This window comes from Streptomyces sp. Tek67B01 (assembly GCF_055231995.1).
Map to the genome: position 1 here is coordinate 799687 of NZ_JBUYUY010000001.1, position 22044 is coordinate 821730.

Below are 22044 nucleotides of genomic sequence, written 5' to 3' on the forward strand. Positions count from 1 at the left end.
TTAGCGGGCGGCGGGGCGCTGGCCGTACACGTTCCGGTAGCGGTGGTTGAGACGGTCGATGTCGTCCTGCGCTATCGGCAGGGGTTCACCGAGCTGGCGGGAGATGTGGACGGTGCGCGCGACGTCCTCGCACATCACGGCGGCCTTGACGGCCGCCTTGGCGTCCTTGCCGATGGTGAAGACGCCGTGGCTCTTCATCAGGACGGCGGGTGAGCGGTGGCCCTGGAGGGTCTCGACGATGCCCCGGCCGATGGAGTCGTCGCCGATCAGCGCGAAGGGGCCGACGGGGATCGCGGCGCCGAACTCGTCCGCCATGGCGGTCAGTACGCAGGGCACTGCCTCACCGCGCGCGGCCCAGGCACTCGCGTACGTCGAATGGGTGTGGACCACTCCACCGACCTCGGGCATGTGGCGGTAGACGTAGGCGTGCGCGGCGGTGTCGGACGACGGGGAGTGGTTGCCCTCGACGACCTTGCCCTGCAGGTCGCAGACGATCATGTTCCAGGGCGTCAGTTCGTCGTACGGGACGCCGCTCGGCTTGATGACCAGCAGGTCTTCGCCGGGGACGCGGGCCGAGACGTTGCCCGCCGTCCAGACGACGAGCCCGTAGCGGACCAGCTCCTGGTGGAGCTCGCTCACCTGGCGGCGCAGCAGGTCGATCGGGGAACTCATGGGCGGACCTCGCTCTCGTGGACGGCGGCGGCCGGGGCGGCGCCCTCGGTGGCCTTCGGATCGGCTCGCCCGGCGCCCAACGCCGCGTTGCGCAGGGCGCGCAGGCGGTGGAGGAGCTTGTCGGGGCCGGCCCCGAAGTGGTCGTGCAGGGCGCGGTATTCGTCGTAGAGGCGGTCGTACGCGTCGGCCCGCGCGGGGTCCGGCCGGTAGGCGTCGCGCCGCACCCGGCCCATGGCCGCGGCCGCGGTGCGTACGTCGGGGTGGGCGCCGGCGGCCACGGCGGCGTGTATGGCGGAGCCGAGGGCCGGGCCCTGGTCGGATTCGGCGAGGGAGACGGGGCGGCGCAGCACGTCGGCGTAGATCCGCATGAGCAGGGGGTTCTGCTTCAGTCCGCCGGCGACGATGAACTCGGTGACGGGGACGCCGCCCTGCTCCAGGGCTTCGACGATGGTGCGGGTCCCGAAGGCGGTGGCCTCCAGCAGCGCGCGGTAGATCTCCTCGGGGCGGGTGGCGAGGGTGAGGCCGACGATGACACCGGAGAGGTGGTGGTCGACCAGGGTGGAGCGGTTGCCGTTCATCCAGTCGAGGGCGACCAGGCCGTGGCCGCCGACGGGCTGGCCGGCGATCTTGCGGGAGAGCAGTTGGTGCAGGTCCTCCCCGGTGGTCTCGGCCTCGGCCAGGTAGTCGGCGGGTACGCCCTGGCGCAGCCACCAGGCGAAGATGTCCCCGACCGCGCTCTGTCCGGCCTCGTAACCGTAGGCGCCTTCGATGATGCCGCCGTCGACGACTCCGCAGATGCCGGGGACGTCGGCGAGGGCGGGACCGTTGACGACGTGGCAGGTGGAGGTGCCCATGATGGCGAGGAGTTGCCCGTTCTCGACGGCTTGGGCGGCGGGGGCGGCGACATGGGCGTCGACGTTGCCTGCGGCGATGGCGATGCCCTCGGGCAGCCCGGTCCAGGCGGCGGCCTCGGCGGTCAGGGAGCCGGCCCGGGAGCCCAGGGGGGAGAGCGGGTGCTCCAGGCGGGTGCGCGCGAAGTCGGCGAAGTCGGGGTGCAGGGCGGCGAGGTAGTCCTCGCTCGGGTAGTGGCCGTCCTGGTGGATTCCCTTGTACCCCGCCGTGCAGGTGTTGCGGGTCTCGACGCCGGTCAGCTGCCAGACGATCCAGTCGGCGGCCTCGATCCAGCGCTCGGTGGCGGCGTAGGTCCGCGGGTCCTCCTCCAGCACCTGGAGCGCCTTGGCGTACTGCCATTCGGCGGAGATCCTGCCCCCGTAGCGGGAGATCCACTTCTCGGCGCGGAGGTGGGCGAGGTGGTTGATCCGGTCGGCCTGGCTCTGGGCCGCGTGGTGCTTCCAGAGCTTGGGCCAGGCGTGCGGGCGCACGCCCAGCGCGGTCTCGGCGAGGGGGGTGCCGTCGCCCCGTACGGGCAGGACGGTGCAGGCGGTGAAGTCGGTCGCGATGCCGATGACGGTGGCCGGGTCCACACCGCTCGCGGCCACCGCGGCGGGAACGGCGGTGCGCAGCACCTCGCGCCAGTCCTCGGGGTGCTGAAGGGCCCAGTCGGGCGGCAAGGGGCGTCCTGTGGTGGGCAGTTCACGCTCGATGACGCCGTGCGGGTACGCGTGGACGGCGGAGCCGAGCTCCTCGCCGTCCCGTACGCGGACCACCACGGCCCGGCCGGAGAGCGTGCCGAAGTCGACACCCACGACATGGCTCTCCGCGGTCTGGGTGGTTGGGGTCACGGTCACTTCACATCCTTCGTACGGAGCGCCGCGCGGGCGGAAGGGGCGAGGGCGGGACACCCGCTCGGCGATTGTTAGCGTTAACATTCGCCGTGTCAAGGGTGCGCAAAGCGCGTACGAGACGGCGGCGCGCGGTGGCCTCGGCGCCGCCGCCCGCGAGGCGACCGCGCCGCACCGCCGACTACGGGCGCGCCACGGGGGGACCGCCGACCACGGGCGCCGCCGACCAACGGCGCGCCGCGGGGCCCGCGCTGTGGCGCAGCACCATCTCCGGGGAGATCAGCACATGACTGCGGGCGTGATCGACGCCGGTCAGTTCCTCCACCAGCAGCTCCAGGGCGCGCCGTCCCAGTTCACCGAAGTCCTGACGGACGGTGGTCAGCGGCGGGGCGAAGTACGCGGCCTCCGGGATGTCATCGAACCCCACCACGCTGATGTCGCCCGGAATCGCGCGGCCCGCCTCATGGAAGGCGCGGAGCAGACCGAGGGCCATGTGGTCGTTGGCGCAGAAAACCGCCGTGACGAGGGGGTCCTCGGCGATCCGCAGGCCGGCCTCGTACCCGGACCTCGCGCTCCAGTCCCCGCTCAGCACCGGCGGCACCTCGGCGCCGCAGGCCTCCAGGGCCTTGCGCCAGCCGTCCTGCCGGGTCTTGGTCTCCAGCCAGCCGGACGGGCCGGCGACGTGCTGGACCGTGGCGTGCCCGAGGTCGAGCAAGTGGCGGGTGGCGGCCAGCGCGCCCGCCTCGTTGTCGACGGCGACCACCGGCACCCGGGACTGGCTGCCGGACCCGACGGCGACCACGGGCACCACGCTGGACAGCTTCGCCACCGCGCTCACCGCGGAGATCTGCGGGGCGATGACGACGATGCCCTCCACGCCCTGGTCGCGGAGCCGGTCAACCGCCTCCTGTACGGAGCGGCTGTCCAGCGACCGCAGGCTGGCCACGCTGACGAAGTACCCCGCGCTGCGCGCGGCCTGTTCGATCCCGTCCAGCATCGAGGCGGGCCCGTACAGCGCGCTGCCGAAACTGACCACACCGAGGGTCTGGGAGCGTCGGGTGACCAGCGCGCGAGCCGCCGAGTTGGGGCGGTAGTCCAGCTCGCGGATGGCGGCGAGGACCCGGTCCCGGGTATCGGGCCGGACGTGCGGTGCGCCGTTCAGCACCCGCGACACGGTCTGGTGGGAGACGCCGGCGACCCGCGCCACATCCGCCATCACGGGCTGACGGGACTCCGGCTCGGTGCTTGCGGTTCCCACTCAAGGCCCCCCTCGTCGGTCATGCGGTGCGGATCGGCCGCCGGTGTCCGCACGTGACGGCGTTCGCGTTCGGACCGTTCCCCGGATCCGGTCACCGGTCGTCCGTCACGCGGGCCGCGCGGACACTACGACTGTCTCACGAGTGCCGACGAGAGTGTATTTGTTCGCGATCACATCGCAACCGTCCCCGCGGCCCGCGAGGGAAGGGCGCAGGGGTAAGTCTTGCGGGCGGAACGGCCCGCTTGCTCCACCCCACCTGAAGCCGGGGCGGAGCAAGCGGGTGCGGACGGTACGGCTCTCCGTTCGACGGGGTCCTCGTTCCGCGCGGTCGGTGAGCGGGAGACGAATGGCGCGCCTGACCGAACACAAGCACAAGTCCTGAACCAGTGGGAGCGCTCCCACTGTGCAGAGCGGACCCGGCGGCGTCAAGGTGTGCGAAGAGTCGAAGCCATACGACGGGGAATTTGAGCGATCCCTCTGTTGCTTCGCGCCGGTTGCCGCTACGGTCTGGCCGAACCAGTGGGAGCGATTCCGTCAGTCGGCGCGTCGTCAGCACGCGCCCTCGCTGCAAGGAGTCGCTCATGCGACGCCCCCCACGTCTGTCCGCGCTGTTCACCGGAGCGGCGCTCGCGATGGCGAGCTGTGTGTTCGCCGTCGTGGGTACGGCCCCAGGAGCCGCGGCCGCACCCGTCTGCACGGTGAAGTACTCCGTCGTCGGCCAGTGGGCCGGCGGCTTCCAGGGTTCGGTCACGGTCACCAACAACAGTTCCGCGCTGAACGGCTGGAGTCTCGGCTTCGGCTTCCCCGCAGGTCAGACCATCAGCCAGGGCTGGGGCGCCAAGTGGTCCCAGACCCGGACGGCCGTCACGGCCGTGAACGAGGAATGGAACGCCGCCCTCGGCGCCGGCGCGAGCGTGACGACCGGATTCATCGCCTCGTGGTCGGGCTCGAACACGACGCCCACGGCGTTCACGCTGGGCGGAGCGCCCTGCGAGTCCGCTTCCGGCCCCGAACCCACCCCGACCTCACCCACCCCGACCTCACCCACCCCCACCGACCCGACCGGGCCCCCCGGTCCGGCCTCCGGAGCACCCGAACTGGCCGTCACCGGCAACCGGATCACCGATCGGAACGGCACCACTCGCCGCCTCCTGGGTGTCAACCGCTCCGGGGCCGAGTTCATGTGCGTCCAAGGTCACGGCATCTTCGACGGTCCTGTCGACGACGCCTCCGTGCGGGCCATCGCCGACTGGAAGGCGAACACCGTCCGCATCCCCCTCAACGAGGAGTGCTGGCTCGGTCTGGCGAACATCAAGCCCGAGTACGGCGGCGCGCGTTACGTGAACGCCGTCAAGGGCCTGGTCGACCGGGTCATCGCGCACGGCATGACGCCGGTCGTCGAGCTGCACTGGACGTACGGCCAGTACACCGGCAACTCCTCGGGCTGCGCCGACGTCCACGCCTCCTGTCAGAAGCCGATGCCCGACGCCCAGTACGCCCCCGCGTTCTGGACCTCGGTGGCGAACACCTTCAAGAACGACCGCCGGGTCGCCTTCGACCTGTTCAACGAGCCGTATCCCGACCGGGCGACAGCCGGCGCCGCCCAGGCCTGGAGCTGCTGGCGCGACGGCGGCACCTGCCCGGGCATCGGTTACGAGGTCGCCGGCATGCAGGACCTGGTGGACGCCGTCCGCTCGACGGGGGCCCGCAATCTCGTCCTCGTCCCCGGCATCGCGTACTCCAACGACCTGAGCCAGTGGCTCGCCCACTCCCCCACCGACCCCACGGGCAATCTGGCCGCTGCCTGGCACGTCTACAACTTCAACACCTGCGCCGACGAGGCGTGCTGGGACAGCACCCTCGCCCCGGTCGCCGCCCACGTGCCCCTGGTCACCGGCGAGATCGGTGAGAACACCTGCGGCCACGCGTTCATCGACCGCGTCATGGCCTGGTCCGACGCCCACGCCCTCTCGTATCTCGGCTGGACCTGGAACACCTGGAACTGCTCCTCGGGTCCCTCCTTGATCACCTCGTACGACGGCACACCCACCCCGTTCGGCACCGGGCTGCGCGACCATCTGCGCGCCCTGAACTGAAAGGCACCCACGAGATGAGCCGCTTACCCCGCCGCACCGCCCTGCTGGCGGCCCTCGGGCTGATCAGCGCGACCGGCGTCACCGCCACCGTCCTGACCACCGACGCCGGAGCCGCCACCGCCGGCTGCAAGGTCGAGTACCGGATCACCAGCCAGTGGGGCACCGGCTTCGGAGCCGATGTCGTCATCACCAACACCGGCGACCCCGTCGGCGCCTGGACCCTGGAATGGTCCTACGCGGGCGACCAGAAGGTCACCCAGGGCTGGAACGCCTCGATCACCCAGTCAGGGCAGGCCGTGACCGCCAGGAACCTCTCGTACAACGCCAACCTGGCCACCGGCGGTTCCACTTCCTTCGGCTTCAACGGCTCCTACAGCGCAACGAACTCCGTCCCCGCGACGTTCAAGCTCAACGGCGTCACCTGCGACGGCACGACACAGCCGACCGAACCGCCGACCACTCCCCCGACGACACCGCCCACCACCCCGCCGCCTTCGGGCGGCAAGGCCGACAACCCGTACGCCGGCGCCAAGGTGTACGTGAACCCCGAGTGGTCCGCCAAGGCCGCCGCCGAGCCGGGCGGCACCAAGGTGTCGAACCAGCCCACCGGCGTCTGGCTGGACCGCATCGCCGCCATCGCCGGTGCGAACGGCGGCATGGGTCTGCGCGATCACCTGGACCGGGCACTCGTGCAGAAGGGCAGCGGTGAGCTCGTCGTCCAGCTCGTGATCTACGATCTGCCCGGACGCGACTGCGCCGCGCTCGCGTCCAACGGCGAGCTGGGTCCCACCGAGATCGACAAGTACAAGACGCAGTACATCGACCCGATCGCCTCGATCCTGGCCGACCCCAAGTACGCGGGGCTCCGGATCGTCACCACGGTCGAGATCGACTCGCTGCCCAACCTGGTCACCAACGTCTCCGGGCGCCCGACGGCCACCGCCGGCTGCGATGCGATGAAGGCCAACGGAAACTACGTCAAGGGCGTCGGCTACGCGCTGAACAAGCTGGGGTCGATCGCCAACGTCTACAACTACCTGGACGCGGGCCACCACGGCTGGCTCGGCTGGGACGACAACTTCGGAGCCTCCGCCGAACTCTTCAAGCAGGCCGCCACCGCCGAGGGCTCCGCACTCTCCAAGGTTCACGGCTTCATCGTGAACACGGCCAACTACAGCGCGCTGAAAGAGGACCACTTCACGATCGGCGACTCCGTCAACGGGACCTCCGTACGCCAGTCGAAGTGGATCGACTGGAACCGGTACACGGACGAGGTGTCGTACGCGCAGGCCATGCGGGCCAAACTGATCTCCCTGGGCTTCGACGCCAATCTCGGCATGCTGATCGACACCTCCCGCAACGGTTGGGGCGGCGCGGCCCGGCCGACCGGTCCCGGTGCTCTGACCAGCGTCGACACATACGTCAACGGCGGTCGCTACGACCGGCGCATCCACCTCGGCAACTGGTGCAACCAGGCCGGCGCCGGGCTGGGCGAGAGGCCGCAGGCCGCACCGGCCGCGGGCATCGACGCGTACGTGTGGATGAAGCCGCCGGGCGAGTCGGACGGCTCGAGCAAGGAGATCCCGAACAACGAGGGCAAGGGCTTCGACCGGATGTGCGACCCGACGTACACGGGCAACGCCCGCAACGGGAACAGCATGTCGGGCGCACTGCCGAACGCGCCCCTCTCGGGCCAGTGGTTCTCGGCCCAGTTCCAGGAGCTCCTGAAGAACGCCTACCCGGCGCTGTGACACGACGTCGGTGAGCAAGCCGCGGCCGTACGGGACCCGAGGGTTCCGTACGGCCGCGGGGGCCGTACCCCCGAGCGGGTGGTGACGGGCGGATCGCCGCTTCGGGCGGTGATCCCCACGGGCTCCGCGCGAGTGGCCGAAATACCGCGCTGCCGGCCCTGGTTGGGGGGCGCGATTGTTTGGCGAACGTCTAATCGAGTAGGCGTACCTCTGCGCGTCCACCGTTCTCCGCCGTGCTCTCGTCACCCGCGGTCGGTGCGTGGTGACACCGCGTGCGGACCGTCCGCCGGCGACGCCGTCGCACCACGCGGCGTCCGCCCCGACCCCAGGAGCACCATGACCCCGATCCTCTTCGTCTACGCCAAGGGCGGCCCTCCCCTCGAGTACGCGCTCCCGAGAATCGCGGCTCACGCCGAGGTGCACGTCCTGGCGCTCGCGCCCCTGCCCCGAACCACCGAGTCGGCGTGGCTGCCCGGGTGCGCGTCGGTCACCACGGCCGCGCCGGGCGAGGGGGTGGAATTGGTCGATCTGATCTGCTCCCACGCCCGCCGCGTCGGCGCGGCGGCGGTGCTGACCCTGTCGGAGTACGCGGTGGTGGCCGTCGCCCACGCGTGCTTGCGGCTCGGTCTGCGCGGCGCCGGCGAGCGGGTCGCGGGAGCCCGGGACAAGCGTCTGATGCGCCGGATCTGGCGTGACGCCGGGGTGCCCGTACCGGGATTCGTGGAGGTCCACGACCCGGAGGACATCGCGACCGCCTTCGAGACCCTGCGGCCGCCGCTCCTGCTGAAGGCCGCCTGGAGCGCGGGTTCCACGGCCCACCTCACCGTGTGGAACGAGCAGCAGGCCGAGGAGGCCTGGAAGACCGGACGCTCCGTCATGGAGGCCTCCTCCGCACAGGGTTACGCGGAGCTGCACGCGGCGGACGAGGGCGTCAGCGATTTCCTACTGGAGGAGATCGTGACCGGGCAGGCATCCGACTGGTTCGACGCGCCCGGTTGGGGCGACTACGTCAGCGTGGAGGGGATCGTCGCCGACGGCCGCTACCACCCGTTGTGCATCACGGGGCGGATGCCGACCGTCGCGCCCTTCACCGAGCGGGCGAGCCTGGCTCCGGCCGCGCTCCCGGAGGCGTCGCAGCGCCGGATCGAGGAGGTGTCGCGCGCCGCCGTCGACGCCCTCGGACTCGACACCTGCGCCACCCACACCGAGATCAAACTCGGCGCCGACGGGGCGATGTGGCTGATCGAGACAGCGGCCCGCTTCGGTGGGGTGATGACCACCCGGCAGGTGGAGACCGTCTTCGGGTTCGACATGATCGGCATGCTGGTGCGCCAGTTGCTCGGCCGGGACGTCGCCTACCCGGAGCGGATGGCGATCGAGGGCGTGGGGGCCGCCGGGTCCCTCGTCGTGCTGGCCGTCGACCCCGAGGGCCGGCCCTGGACCGAGTTACCGGCCTGGGACTTCGGGGCGGTCGACTGGCCCTCCCTGGTGGCGCCGGGATCCCGCGTGGAGCCGGTGCGCGAGCACAGTCTCGCGCCGGGCAGTCCGGTCCCGCCGTACGAGGAGGCCGGAGGGGCCAATTCCATGGCGGCGCTGTGCTTCCTCACCGCCGAGTCCGGGCCGGAGCTGCTGGCCGACTGCGGCCGCATCCTCGCGGCCCTGCCCAAAGCCCTCACCGCCGCGTCCGCCGGCCCCCCGGCCGCCGACCCCGCCGCCGCGTCCGCCGACCGCTCGACGCCCGGGAGCACCGTATGACGAACGCCGGCACCATCACCCCCGCGCCGTCCCCCCGGGGCGCCGCCGTGGACACCCTGCTCACGCTCCCCCTGTTCGAGCAACTGGCCGGTGTGCTGGGCGGCCACCCGTACGTGAAGGTCGTCGTGGACCGGGAGCAGGGCCTGTGGCACGTCCTCGACAGCGCCGTGCACTCCTTCCACGTCAACTACATAGCCACCGAGATCCAGGGGCTGACCCTCGACCAGCTCGACGCCGAACTCGACCGCTTCAACCACGACGTCTACCAGGACCCCGCACGGCGCTTCCTGCTCGGCGTCCTGTCGCTGCACTCCCGGGGCGGCCCGGAGCGGGACGAGCCGTTCATGGTCCTGGAGACCACCGAGGCCGACACCATGGGCGCCGACCTGTTGATCGAGTTCCACGCCTTCGTACGGGCTCACCTCGATCCCGCGCTGGAGCTGTTGGTGAAGCCGGCCAACCACGGCCAGGAGAACGCCCTCGCGGCGGTGCCGGAGACCGTGGTGCCCCGCGCCCGGGGACACGCGCTCCTGGCCACCGCGCCCTTCGTGCCGTTGACGCTCGCCTCCGCCACCGGTCGGCTCCGCGCCTTCGCCTCGGGCGAGGAGTACCGGGCCGCCCGCGCGGAGCTGACCTGGTACGACATCGTCGCCATGCCGGTGGTTCCCGACGACATCCCGCGGCTCGCCGGTCTGATCAACGCCCTGCCCACCACCCCGCTGTCGCACACCAACATGCTCGCGGCCGGTTGGGGCATCCCCAACGCCATCGTCCGCGGAGTCCTCGACACGATCGCCGACGAGAAGCTGGACGGTGCCTGGGTCCGTTACGAGGTGACCGCCGAGGGGTACGTCATCGAGCGCGCCGAGGAGCCTTCGGACCTCGCCGAACCGACGTGGCACACGCAGCGGGTCCGCCTCGACGCGCCGCACGTGACGGACGTACCGCTCGTGCCGCTGGCGGCGTTGCGCGCCGGGGACCGGAACCGCTACGGCACGAAGGCGGCCAACCTGGGGGAACTGCACCACGTGCTGCGCCACGGCTCGTCCCGACTGACCGGCTATTACTCCGTGCCCCGCCCGCCCCGGGCCGACCTGCTCGGTCACCTGGCCGCGCGGCTGGGGATGCCCGAGGACGGCGACCTCGGCCAGTACGCGGGCGAGTTCCTGAGCCGCCACGTCCGGGCGCCGGCGGGCATCGCCGTCCCCTTCTCCGTCCAGCGGCGTTTCCTGGACTCCTCGCCGGCGGTGCAACAGAGCATCGGGAAGCTGAAGATGGCCCTGGAGCTGAACGCCATGGACGCCGTGGACACGGTCTGCGTCCAGTTGCAGCACCTCGTGCGCACCCTTCCGGTGCCCGAGGACCTGGTGCGCGCCCTGGACACCCGGGTGGTCGAGCACCTGGCGGGCACGAGCCGCTTCGCCGTGCGGTCCTCCTCGAACGCCGAGGACCTCCCGGGCTTCTCCGCGGCCGGCATCTACGAGTCCCACACCAAGGTCACCGATCTGCCGGGGCTGCTGGACGCCGTCCGCCAGGTGTGGGCCTCGCTGCTCTCCCCGCGCAGCGTGCGGCTGCGCCATCAGGCCGGCATCTCCCTGGACGACACCTACATGGGGGTGATCGTCCAGCGCTACGAGCCGTCCCCGCTCGGAGGCGTCATGGTGACCTGCAACCCGACCAACCGGGCCGACTTCCGCAATGTGTACCTCAACTGCGTCCACGGGTCCACGGCCGACGTCGTCGACGGCCGGACGATGCCCCTGCAGTACCTGTACAACACGGTCGAGGGCGGCGGCCGCACGATCTCGCTGGGCGCGGCCGACGAGGACCTGACGCGGGAGACGCGGGAGCACCTGGGGCGGCTGGCGCTGGCGGGCCGCCTGCTCCAGTCCCATTTCGCCACGGACTACACCTTCGCGGGGCCGCTCGACATCGAGTGGCTGCTCGGGCCGGGGGGCGCGCTCCACATCCTCCAGCTCCGGCCCTACAGCGCCTGACCTTTTCCGTACTTCCCCGCGTACCGCCCCACCCGAAGGTCACCGATGCCCCTCTCCCCGCCCCCGCGCGTGAAAGACCGCGTCCGGCCGCCCGCCGCGGCGCTCCGCGTCATCCGCCTGAACAACGGCTTCCAGTTGCTGTTCAACCTGCTGTGGTGGATGCCCGTCTTCTACCAGTACCAGAGGCAGGCAGGCCTGTCGGACGGCCAGATCTTCGGCATCCAGAGCGTCTACTACGTGGCGTTCTGCCTGCTGGAGATACCCACCGGCTTCATCGCCGACCGCATCGGGCAGCGCCGTTGCATGCAGCTCGGGGCGGCGGCGATGACCGCGGCGAACCTCCTCCCGGTCGTCTCGCCGTCCTTCGCGGGCTTCATGGCGCACTTCCTGGCCATCGCCGCCGCCCGCTCGCTGGTGTCCGGGGCCTCCAGCGCCTACCTGTACGAGTACCTGCACGAGCACGGTGCGCGGGCGCACTACGTACAGGCCGAGGGCACCGCCCGAGCGCTCGGCCTCTGGGCGAAGATCGCCTGTTGGCCCCTGGTCGGCGTGCTGATGCACGTCCGGCACGAGGCCCCTTACGTGCTGACCGCGCTCTCCGCGCTCGGTTCGCTGGCCTGCGCCGCGGCCCTCCCCGCGATCGCGGCGCCCCGCGAGGGCGCTCACCCGCCGCCGGAGCGCTTCGGGCTCCTGACCTCGGCCCGCCAGGCCGTGAGGGTGCTCGGAACGTCACGGTCCCTGGGACCGTTGATGGTGCAGGGCGTGGCCGTGTTCACGCTCGCCCGTGTCTGCCAGGTCAACCTCTTCCAACCGTTGCTCCTCGAAAAGAGCATCCCCGTCGCCGACCACGGTGCGGTGCTGTCCGCGATGACGGTCGCCGAGGCCGTCGGATCGGCCAGGACCGGCTGGTTGCGCGGAAGACTGTCCGACACCACCCTGGTCACCGTCCTCAGCGTGGTCATGGCGCTCACGCTCGCGGCCACCACACTGTCGGGGGGCCTGGGCACGATCCTTTGGCTGTGCGTGTTCGCCGCCGCGGCGGGTCTGGCGTACCCGGTGCAACGCAACCTGATCAACGCGGCCATCCCGCCGACCCCGTACCGGGCGACCCTGCTGTCGGTGGAGTCCATCATCGACCGCGGTGTGTGCGCGCTGGTGGCCCTGGCCGTCGGCGCCTACCTGGCGGCGGACCGTCTCGACGCGCTCCTCGTGCACGCGGCGGCGGGTACCTGTCTGCTGCTGCTCGTCGTGGGCGTGGTCCTGGGGCGGCTCCGCAGGCGCGGGGTACGGCCGGCCGCCGGACAGCCCTGACGTCACGGTAGGCCACCCCTCGCGGCCCGATGGCCGGAAGACGGCGGCGCCATCGTGGACTTGGTCCAGACCTATTGACCCCGGGTGTGGACCTCCCTAGCGTCGAATCCGCTCCCCCACGCACCTCCCCGGGTTCCCCACGTCCAGGAGGCACCTCGTCATGCTCCTTCGCGGCTCACGCCTGTTGACGGCCTGCCTGGCCGCCCTCTTCGCCGTGCCCGATCCGATCGCGGCCGCCCAGGAGCCCACGCCGGCGCCCGCACCGCGGGCCGACACCTGCGCGGTCAAGTCCAGGCCCTCGGGCAAGGTACTGCAGGGCTACTGGGAGAACTGGGACGGCGCCGCCAACGGCGTGCACCCTCCGCTCGGCTGGACACCCCTCACCGACAGCCGCATCCGCAGCCACGGCTACAACGTGGTCAACGCGGCCTTCCCCGTGATCCGCTCGGACGGCACCGCCTTGTGGGAGGACGGGATGGACTCCACGGTGAAGGTGCCCACGCCGGCCGAGATGTGTCGGGCCAAGGCCTCCGGGCAGACCGTCCTGATGTCCATCGGCGGCGCGGCGGCGGGGATCGACCTGGGTTCCGGCGCGGTCGCCGACCGATTCGTCGCGACGATCGTGCCGATCCTTGAGAAGTACAACTTCGACGGCATCGACATCGACATCGAGACCGGCCTCGTCGGCAGCGGCAGCATCACCGCGCTCTCGGCCTCACAGGCCAACCTCATCCGCGTCATCGACGGCGTGCTCGCGCAGATGCCGCCGAACTTCGGACTCACGATGGCGCCCGAGACGGCATACGTCACCGGCGGCAGCGTGGCGTACGGCTCGATCTGGGGCGCCTACCTCCCCATCGTGAAGAAGTACGCGGACAACGGCCGCCTGTGGTGGCTGAACATGCAGTACTACAACGGGAGCATGTACGGCTGCTCGGGCGACTCCTACTCCGCCGGCACCGTGCGGGGCTTCACGGCCCAGACCGACTGCCTGAACAAGGGACTGGTGATCCAGGGGACGACCGTCAAGGTCCCCTATGACAAGCAGGTCCCGGGCCTGCCGGCCCAACCGGGCGCGGGCGGCGGTCACATGACCCCCGACCTGGTGGCGCAGGCCTGGAACACGTACGGGAACGGCCTGAAGGGACTGATGACCTGGTCCGTGAACTGGGACGGCTCGAAGGACTGGACGTTCGGCGACAACGTCAAGGCGCTTCAGGGGCGATGACACCCCATCGGACGCTCCCGGACGTCGCCGACGCCCTCACCCCCGACGGGGGAGAGTGGGTCAGCCGCGGAGACAGCGGCCCAGTTCCCGCAGTTCGTAGAAGTGGCCGCCCTCGGAGACCGGCTTGCAGGCGGGCTTGAAGGCGGTCTCCCGCTCGTTGTAGAGCATGCGGACCAGGAAGGTGGCCGGTTCACCCGCGGAGGGGGTGTTCCGGTAGAGGTCCCACTGGATGTTCGCGGCCATCGGCGCGACGTCGGCGCCGCGCCAGGGGTTGTTCCGGTAGGAGTAGGGCTCGCCCGGCTCGGTCGGTTCCGTACTGCCCGGCAGACCCATGAGCGCCGCAAGGGGTTCGATCTCCTCCGCGTGGGTGAAGCGGAGCACCGCGCCCTTGTCGCCGGCGCCGGCGGCCTTCGTCTCGGCCTGGGTGAGGAAGTCGTCGAGGAGGACGCCGGCCATCTTGTAGGTGATGGTGCGCCCGCTGAGGGCGGGGCCCTTCCGGTAGAACTCCTCGGCGTCGTCGAGGTAGGCGAACCACCGGGCGTCGCGAGGGGCGAGGAAGCGGGTGAGGTCTACGTCCGGCGCCTCGACGCGGAGGTCCGGCGCCGCGCTGTAGAGCTGGTAGAGCGAGCGCGCGAAGGAGACCTGCGTGGCGGTGGGCAACGAGGCGGTGAAGTCGTCGTGGAAGAGGGACGCGACGACGTGGTGCGCCGCCTCGGCGGTGCGCGGGTCGGCGTCGATCCCCGCGAGGACCGCGGCGAGGTCCGGGTCGTGCGCCAGGTAGTCCTGGTAATCGGCGTTCTGCGGCTGCTTGTGGAAGTACAGCAGGTCCTTGTCGGTGACCGGCGCCTGGATCAGACCGGTCAGCTCCGGATCGCCGGCGGCCAGACCGCCCGTGAAGGCGTCGGCGCTGGCCACGGCGCGCGCCACGCCCGACGTCTCCACGACGATGGGCTCGTGCTCGGCTGTGATCGTCTCGAACAGCGACGGCAGTCGCTGTTCCATGCGCAGCGCCGTCTGCCGCTGCTCTTGGGCCCCGCGGCCGGAGAGGTTGCCGTAGCCGATCGCCGAGGCGGCGCCAAGCAGTGACCGCACTTGCGGGCCCAGTCGGGCGCCGAGGCCGGTGAGCGCGCCGCGCTCCTGTGCCGTCCCCAGGACGGCCAGTACGGCGTCACCGTCTCCACTGTCCGACATGGCGCGGGAGCCGTGGCGGGCGACGGTCTCGGTGAAGATCGGGCTGAACCCCTCGGGCGGTTTTTGGTACCGGCCGGGCTTCTCCTTCGGCTCGTACGGCGTCTTCGTGCCGTAGAGGCCCGGTTCGGTGTGCGAGGGGCCGGGCCGCTCGCGCGCGGATGCGACTCCCGTGGCGGAGATCAGGCCGACAGCCAGGGAGACGGCGATGGCGGCGGAGAGGGGAGCGGTGCGCTTCAAGGTGGCCCTTCGAGTCGTCCCGGTCTGCCGGTCGGCAGGGTGGGTCCACCGCACGTTCGCCCCGGAGTCGGACGTCGCGCCCACGTCCGGTCGTGGCCCGGATGAACGACGGTTGAACGACGTCTGCCCGGGCGCGCCCCGAAGCGCTCCCCGGTCACGCGGGGGCCCGCGGATCGGCGGCGCCGTCCGGGGGGAGGCCGTGTTCAGCGGTGGAGGGCATCGAGTGCCTCGTTCAGGGTGGTCGCCGCCATGATGAGCGACAGGTGGGTGAAGGCCTGGGGGAAGTTGCCGAGTTGCTCGCCGCTGGGGCCGATCTCCTCCGCGAAGAGACCGACGTGGTTGGCGTACGTGTGCATCTTCTCGAAGGTGTAGCGGGCCTGCGGCAGCCGTCCGGCGCGGGCGAGCGCGTCGACGTAGAGGAACGTGCAGAGGCTGAAGGTTCCTTCCGAGCCGCGCAGACCGTCGGGGGAGGCCTGGGGGTCGTACCGGTAGACCAGGCTGTCGGAGACCAGGACGCGGTCCATGGCGTCGAGCGTGGACAGCCAGCTCGCGCTCCTCGGCGCGAGGAACCCGACCCGGGGAACCAGCAGCAGCGAGGCGTCGAGGACGTGGCTGCCGTAATGCTGGACCAGGGACCGTTCCTTGTCGCTCCAGCCGCGTTCCATGACCTGTTCGAGGATGTCGTCGCGGGCCTTGGTCCACAGGGCGGTGTCGGCCGGCCTGCTGAAATCGGCGGCGATCTTGATTCCGCGGTCGAAGGCGGCCCAGCACATCACGCGGCTGTAGGTGAAGTCCTTCCGGCCGCCTCGGGTCTCCCAAATGCCCTCGTCGGGACGGTCCCAGGAGTCGGCGAGCCAGTCCAGGGTCCGGGCGAGCGCCTTCCAGCCCTGGTAGTCGGCTTGTCCGGCGACCTCGCGACCTTGTGACAGGGCGTACAGCGCCTCGCCGTAGATGTCGAGTTGCAGCTGGTCCATCGCCGCGTTTCCGGCCCGGACGGGGTACGAGCCCCGGTAGCCCTCGAAGTGTTCGAGGATCTCCTCGGTCAGGTGAGGGTCGCCGTCGACCCGGTACATGATCTGGAGGGGCTCCCCGTCCGGACCCTCATGGGCGCTCAGGCGGTCGCCGAGCCAGTGGGTGAAGCGGGTCGCCTCCTCCACGAAGCCGAGGTCGAGCAGGGCCCGCACGGACAGTGACCCGTCCCGTACCCAGGTGAAGCGGTAGTCCCAGTTGCGCTCGCCTCCGACCTGCTCGGGAAGGCCCATGGTGGCGGCGGCGACCGGCGCGCCCGAGGGGGCGTAGGTGAGGAGCTTGAGCGTGATGGCCGAGCGGTACACCATCTCCGCCCAACGGCCGTGGTAGCGCGAAGTGCGCACCCACTGCTGCCAGTAGTCGATCTGTTCCCAGATCTCCTCGGTGATCCGGTCGCCGTCCGGAGGCGGCGGCGCCACGCCGTCCTCGCCGTCGGTGGTGAACACCGCCGCCGCCACCTCGCCCGCGTTGAGCGTGATCGACGCCCGGACGTCCCGGCCGTCGCGTTCGAGCGGAAAGGTGCTCTGCAGGAACGCGGTGGCCCCGGGCGCCCGGAAGGTCGCCGTGTTCCCCGCCAGGTCGAGCCGGTGGGCCGCCCGCGCGTAGTCGAACCGGGGGCGGCATTCGAGGGTGAAGTTCACGGTGCCGCGTACCGCGCGGATCGCACGCACCAGGGTGTGCCGGTCGGACGCGGTGAGACCCCGGTGGACCGGCATGTAGTCGATGGTCTCCCCGACCCCGTCGGGCGACATGAAGCGGGTCACCACGACCGCCGTGTCCGGGTAATAGAGCTGTTTCCACGTGCCCTCGCCCTGTTCCGGCGCGAGCAGGAAATACCCGCCCCCATCGTGGTCGAGCAGCGAGGCGAAGACGCTGGGGGAATCGAATCGTGGCGCCGCGAACCAGTCGACGACTCCCTGGGACGACACCAGAGCGGCGGTCTGCAGGTCCCCCACGAGTCCGTGGTCGGCGATGGGCGGGTAACGGTCCATGTCTCTCCTCCTCCGGGCGCCTCAGTCGTGCCCGGTCGTGGCGGCTCGGCGGCGCCCGGTCATCGCGGCTCGGCGGCGCCCGGTCATCGCAGCCGCTCCGCGAGGTGGTCCCCCACGCGCAGGGCGTTGGCGATGGCGGTCAGCGAGGGGTTGACCGCGCCGATGCTCGGGAAGAAACTCGTGTCGACGACGTAGAGGTTGTCGAGGTCGTGGGCCTTGCAGTCGACGTCCAGGGCGGAGCTCCGCGGGTCGTGGCCGAAGCGGACGGTGCCGGCCTGATGGGCCGTGGCGCCGATGGGCATGCCCTTGTGCAGGTAGATGCTGTGTGACAACAGATGGTGCTCGTGCATGCCCAGATGACCGAGCATGTGCTGCAGTTTGCCCCGCAGCCGGTCCAGGCCGGCGATGTTGTTCTTCTCGTCGAGGGCGAGGTGGATGCCGCCGTCCCCGCCGAGGGTGACCCGGTTGTCCGGCGTAGGCAGGTCCTCACCGCACAGCCAGAAGTCGACGGCGTGGTGTGCGAGCACTTCGAAGGGCATGTCCGGGGTGACGGCGCCGGCCCAGCGGGGTGCCTCGCCGTGGATCTGCTCGGAGTCGGATTTGCCCAGCATCTGGATGCCGCCGAGGGGGTAGTCCCAGTCGTCGGATCCCAGGTACCAGTCGTGCAGCGCCAGGGTCTTCTGGAACCTGGTGGGGTTCGGTTCCTTGGAGACCGCCATCAGGGCCAGGTTGTTGTGCCGCATGTAGTGCCGGCCGACCACGTCCGAGCTGTTGGCCAGGCCCCGAGGGTGCCGGTCGTCTGCCGAACGCAGCAACAGAGCGGCGGAGTTGACCGCCCCACAGGCCACGACCACGATGTCGGCGGCGAACCGGACGGTCGAGCCGTCCCCCAGTTCCGCGACGACCGTGGTGACGCTCCGCCCGGTGGTGTCCGTTTCGAGCCGGCGCACATCGGCACGGGTGAGCAGTTCGACGTTGGCGTGTTCCAGGGCCGGGTCCACACAGATGACCTGGGCGTCCGACTTCGCTCCCATCAGGCAGGGGAAGCCGTCCACACGGTCGCAGCGGATGCAGGCGCTGCCGTGCGCCGCCCGCCCTTGCTCGTCTTGGAGCAGGTTCACCCCGATCGGGAGGTGAAAGGGGTGCAGGCCCCGCTTCTCCAGGTCGTCGCTCAACTGCTGGATGCGCGGCTCGTGTCGCACGGGTGGGTACGCGTACGGGGCACTGGCCGGTCCTTCGGTGGGGTCCTCGCCGTGCCTGCCGTGCACGAGGTAGAGGTGCTCGGCCTGCGTGTAGTACGGCTCCAGGTCGCCGTAGTCCAGTGGCCAGGCGGGTGAGATGCCGTCATGGTGCCGGATCTCGCCGAAGTCCTCGGGGCGCAGGCGGAACAGCGCGGCGCCGTAGAACTTGGTGTTCCCGCCGACGTAGTAGTTCACCTCGGGCGGGAACCGCTTTCCGTGCCGGTCGTACCAGAACTCCGCTGCGCGGTACTTCGCCTTGACGAAGACCTGGGTGGAGTCCCAGTTGTCCCGTTCGCGCGGCAGGTAGTCACCGCGTTCGAGGAGGAGTATCCGTTTGCCGGTGGGTGCCAGGCGGTGGGCGAGCGTGCCGCCGCCGGCACCCGTCCCGATGATGATGACGTCGTACTGCCGCGCCTCGGCCATGCCGGCCACCGTCTCCGGAGCACGGTGTGCTCCTGTCAGGTGAGTTGGGTCCGCTCGCAGGTGAGGTGGGTCCGCTCTCATTCACTCCGCTCGCATCTACAACGTAGCCCCGCACGTGTGGCCCGGCGAGTCGGCTCGGCGGGGGCGCCGACCCCGCGGGCCGGTCACAGGATCGCCAGCGGATTGACGGGAGAACCGGTCGCCGCCGGCAGTCGTAGCGGCGCGATCACGCAGAGGAACGACCAGCGCCCCTCGTCCGCGCAGAGGCGGGCCAGTTCCTCGAACCGCAGGTAGTCGAGCAGGTGCAGTCCCATCGCGTGGATGGCCAGCACGTGCACCGGGTACGCGACGCCCCGCACGGCGCTGGGGGCCGTGTCGTTGTTGCCGTCGCTGCCGAGGACGGCGACCCGGCGGTCGGCCGGATGACGCAGAGCCGTCGGATGGAGCCCGGCGCGCGCGGCGGCCGCGTCCCAGGCGCCGAGTTCCTCGCGCCTGCGCCGGTGCCCGACGCGTACGAGGAGGATGTCGCCCGCGCCGACCCGTACTCCCTGTCGCGCTTCGGCGGCGACGAGGTCCTCGGCGGTGACGTGCGATCCCGGTTCGAGCCACTCGGTGCCGTGCAGACGAGGGATGTCCAGGAGCACGCCCCGGCCCACGATCCCGTCGCGGGCCAGGTCGATGGTCAGGGCCCCCGATCCGTCCGGGGACAGGACGTCGGCCGCGGGCACGCCGCCGTGCAGGGTGCCGTCGTAGATGACGTGGCAGAGCGCGTCGATGTGGCTGTCGACGTCGCCGTGGACGTTCAGGGCGATGCGGTCCCGGGCGAACTGCAGGCCGTGCGGGTCCGGGACGCCGCCGGCGGGCGCGGTGAGCCGGTGCGCGGCCGGTTCGTCGTTGTCGGGTCCCTTGCGGGTGTCCAGGGGCGCGGCGAGCGAGACCGTACGGCCGGAGCGGACCTCGCGGACGGCCGCCAGGGTCCGTTCGGGGGTGAGGGTGACCAGGGCTCCACGGGGCGCCCCGCCGCCGGGTGCGGTGCCGCGCAGTTCGCGATAGAGCGACCGGAACGCGGCCTCGCTCATCTCGTCGGGCGTACCCATGCCCTCACCATCGTCCACACCGGCGGCTCGCGCGCGCCGAACGGCGAACCGGCCGAACCCGAATTGCCGAGCCCCGGGGGCGCGACGTTAATGGACGAGCGGCCCGCGTCCGGGCCCCGCGCACCCGTGCGCCCGCCTCTCACGTGTGGAGATCCGCTTGGACATGCTGCGGGTTCGTTCCCGTCGCCGCCGGACACCGCCGTGCTGATGCCGGACGGAACCGGGGCACGCGCCTGCCGACGGACCGGGTCGTGAGCCCCGCCTCCGCCCTTTCGGATGACCAGGTGCTCCTGGGTCTCGGCCTGATCGTCGTGCTGGCCGTGGGCTCCCAGCTGCTGGCGAGCCGGCTGCGCGTCCCCGCGCTGATCATCCTGCTGCCCGTCGGGTTCACCGCCGGCGCGCTGACCGATGACGTGAACCCCGAGGAACTGCTGGGAGCCGGCTTCTCCCAGTTGGTCTCGCTGGCCGTCGCGGTGATCCTCTACGACGCCGGGCTCGGCCTGGACCTGAAGCGGTTCAGGGCGCACACCCGCACGGTGGTGGTGCGGCTGATCTGGTGCGGCGGGCTGCTCACCGCGGTATCGGCGGCCCTGCTCGCCCGGGCCCTGCTGGGGACGTCCGTCGGTGCGTCCGTGATGCTCGGGGCCATCCTGATCGTGTCCGGACCCACGGTCGTCGGACCGTTGCTGCACTTCGTGCGCCCCACGGACCGCCTCCAGCACGTCCTCATCTGGGAGGGGACGCTCATCGACCCCGTGGGGGCCGTCCTGGGCGCCCTGGTCTTCCACGGTGTGGTGGCGGGAAACCGCAAGGGCCTGGGGAGTCAGCTGGCGGAGTTCGCCGTCAGTGCCGCGGTGGGCCTGGCCGGCGGCGTCGTGGGGACCGCGGTGCTGGTGACGATCCTGCGCAGACTCCGCCCCGGAGCGGTCCTGGGTACCACCGTCCAGTTGGCCGCGGTGATCGGTGTGACGGCGGTCTGCGGGGTGATCCGGGAGGACACGGGCCTGATCGCCGCCGTCCTGATGGGGCTGGCGGTGGCGAACCTGCCCGGCTCCGCTGTCGCCGCCCGGGATTCCTTCTTCGAGACCCTGGTCCATCTGATCATCGGTCTGCTGTTCATCTCCATCTCGGCCACCGTCAGCCCGCAGTCGCTGCGGCACGTGGTGCTGCCGACCCTCGGCCTCGTCGCGGTCCTGGTCCTGGTCGTCCGGCCGCTCGTGGCGGCCGTCGCGTCCGTCGGTACGGATCTGACACGCGGGGAGCGGGGGTTCCTCGGGTGGATGGCGCCGCGCGGCATCGTGGCCGCGGCCACCGCCTCGACGTTCTCCGCCACACTGGCCGACAAGGGCGTGGGCGGCGCCTCGAAGATCCTTCCCGCCACGTTCCTGGTCATCGTGGCGACCGTCACGCTGTACGGGTTGACCGCCGCGCCGGTGGCGAAACGATTGGCGGTCGTGCGCCCGTCGCGCTCCAGGCCGCTGCTGGTGGGCGATGATCCGTGGGTGGTCGACCTGGGACGGGCCCTGCGGTCGGCCGGGCTGGAGGTCGTCATGTGGGCGGGGCACGACGCGCAGCGGGAGCGGATCGCGGCCGCCGGGCTCGAACTCGCCCCCGGGGAACTGTTCGCCGCGGCCACCGGCTCGGGCGCCGAATTGGAGGGCCTCACCGGCGTCCTGCTCCTCACCGACGAGCCCGACTTCAACGCCCTGGCTTCCGTCAGCCTCCAGGGCGGTGTCGAGGGCGCGGTGTACCGCCTCGGACCTGACACCGACAGCCAGGGGGTCGTCGCCCCGTACACCGGTGGCCAGGTGCTCTTCGACGCCCCGCTGACCGGAGCCGAGCTGGCCCGCCGCCACGACCGGGGCGCCCGCCTCGTCACGCGTCGCCTCGACGGGCCGGTCCCCGCCGGGCACCACCTGCTGTTCCTGGTGCGCCCGGACGGCACACTGCTGCCCGTGACCCGGTCCGGCGCCCCGACGCCGCGGTCCGGGGACATCGCCGTACTCCTGGGCGACTGACCCCGG

General features: G+C 71.3%; 14 protein-coding genes. 7 read left to right on the top strand and 7 right to left on the bottom strand.

Annotation, left to right across the window (positions count from 1 at the left end):
• The 3 genes from ACV7NM_RS03930 to ACV7NM_RS03940 form a co-directional block, all read right to left on the bottom strand.
• On the bottom strand, positions 1-672 hold the full coding sequence (locus ACV7NM_RS03930) for an L-ribulose-5-phosphate 4-epimerase (protein WP_463408917.1): 672 nt from the start codon (positions 670-672) through the stop codon (positions 1-3).
• Positions 669-2501 carry a ribulokinase gene (locus ACV7NM_RS03935; RefSeq protein ID WP_463408918.1) on the bottom strand — a complete coding sequence of 611 codons (1833 nt, stop codon included), beginning with the start codon at positions 2499-2501 and terminating at the stop codon, positions 669-671. Before ACV7NM_RS03935 ends, ACV7NM_RS03930 begins: the two co-directional genes overlap by 4 nt.
• A gap of 94 nt (positions 2502-2595) precedes the next feature.
• Complete coding sequence (locus ACV7NM_RS03940; protein ID WP_463413819.1) at positions 2596-3630, bottom strand: LacI family DNA-binding transcriptional regulator; 1035 nt, start codon at positions 3628-3630, stop codon at positions 2596-2598.
• 623 nt (positions 3631-4253) lie between these two features.
• Between ACV7NM_RS03940 and ACV7NM_RS03945 the strand changes: the two genes are divergently transcribed.
• From ACV7NM_RS03945 to ACV7NM_RS03970, 6 genes are all read left to right on the top strand, one after another.
• Positions 4254-5768 (top strand): cellulase family glycosylhydrolase, encoded by a 1515-nt coding sequence (locus ACV7NM_RS03945; protein ID WP_463408919.1) that lies wholly within the window; start codon positions 4254-4256, stop codon positions 5766-5768.
• Between the two features lie 14 nt (positions 5769-5782).
• A complete protein-coding gene (locus ACV7NM_RS03950) occupies positions 5783-7519 on the top strand; it encodes a glycoside hydrolase family 6 protein (RefSeq protein WP_463408920.1) in 1737 nt (578 codons plus the stop codon).
• Between the two features lie 336 nt (positions 7520-7855).
• Positions 7856-9274 (top strand): ATP-grasp domain-containing protein, encoded by a 1419-nt coding sequence (locus ACV7NM_RS03955; RefSeq protein ID WP_463408921.1) that lies wholly within the window; start codon positions 7856-7858, stop codon positions 9272-9274.
• Positions 9271-11271, top strand: a complete 2001-nt coding sequence (locus ACV7NM_RS03960) for a PEP/pyruvate-binding domain-containing protein (protein WP_463408922.1) — start codon at positions 9271-9273, stop codon at positions 11269-11271. Before ACV7NM_RS03955 ends, ACV7NM_RS03960 begins: the two co-directional genes overlap by 4 nt.
• 45 nt (positions 11272-11316) lie before the next feature.
• Entirely contained in the window at positions 11317-12582 is a 1266-nt protein-coding gene (locus tag ACV7NM_RS03965) for an MFS transporter (protein ID WP_463408923.1), read from the top strand.
• Between the two features lie 160 nt (positions 12583-12742).
• Positions 12743-13810: a chitinase gene (locus ACV7NM_RS03970; RefSeq protein WP_463408924.1), complete on the top strand. Its 1068-nt coding sequence runs from the start codon at positions 12743-12745 to the stop codon at positions 13808-13810.
• Between the two features lie 60 nt (positions 13811-13870).
• Here the strand turns inward: ACV7NM_RS03970 and ACV7NM_RS03975 are convergent, their stop codons facing one another.
• The 4 genes from ACV7NM_RS03975 to ACV7NM_RS03990 form a co-directional block, all read right to left on the bottom strand.
• Complete coding sequence (locus tag ACV7NM_RS03975; RefSeq protein ID WP_463408925.1) at positions 13871-15238, bottom strand: histidine-type phosphatase; 1368 nt, start codon at positions 15236-15238, stop codon at positions 13871-13873.
• A 203-nt stretch (positions 15239-15441) separates the two neighbouring features.
• Positions 15442-17259 (bottom strand): glycoside hydrolase family 15 protein, encoded by a 1818-nt coding sequence (locus ACV7NM_RS03980; RefSeq protein ID WP_463408926.1) that lies wholly within the window; start codon positions 17257-17259, stop codon positions 15442-15444.
• An 83-nt stretch (positions 17260-17342) separates the two neighbouring features.
• Positions 17343-18923, bottom strand: a complete 1581-nt coding sequence (locus ACV7NM_RS03985) for a GMC oxidoreductase (RefSeq protein ID WP_463408927.1) — start codon at positions 18921-18923, stop codon at positions 17343-17345.
• A gap of 164 nt (positions 18924-19087) precedes the next feature.
• Complete coding sequence (locus ACV7NM_RS03990; protein ID WP_463408928.1) at positions 19088-20020, bottom strand: cyclase family protein; 933 nt, start codon at positions 20018-20020, stop codon at positions 19088-19090.
• 251 nt (positions 20021-20271) lie between these two features.
• Between ACV7NM_RS03990 and ACV7NM_RS03995 the strand changes: the two genes are divergently transcribed.
• Positions 20272-22038: a cation:proton antiporter gene (locus tag ACV7NM_RS03995; RefSeq protein ID WP_463408929.1), complete on the top strand. Its 1767-nt coding sequence runs from the start codon at positions 20272-20274 to the stop codon at positions 22036-22038.
• Positions 22039-22044: the final 6 nt, after the last annotated feature.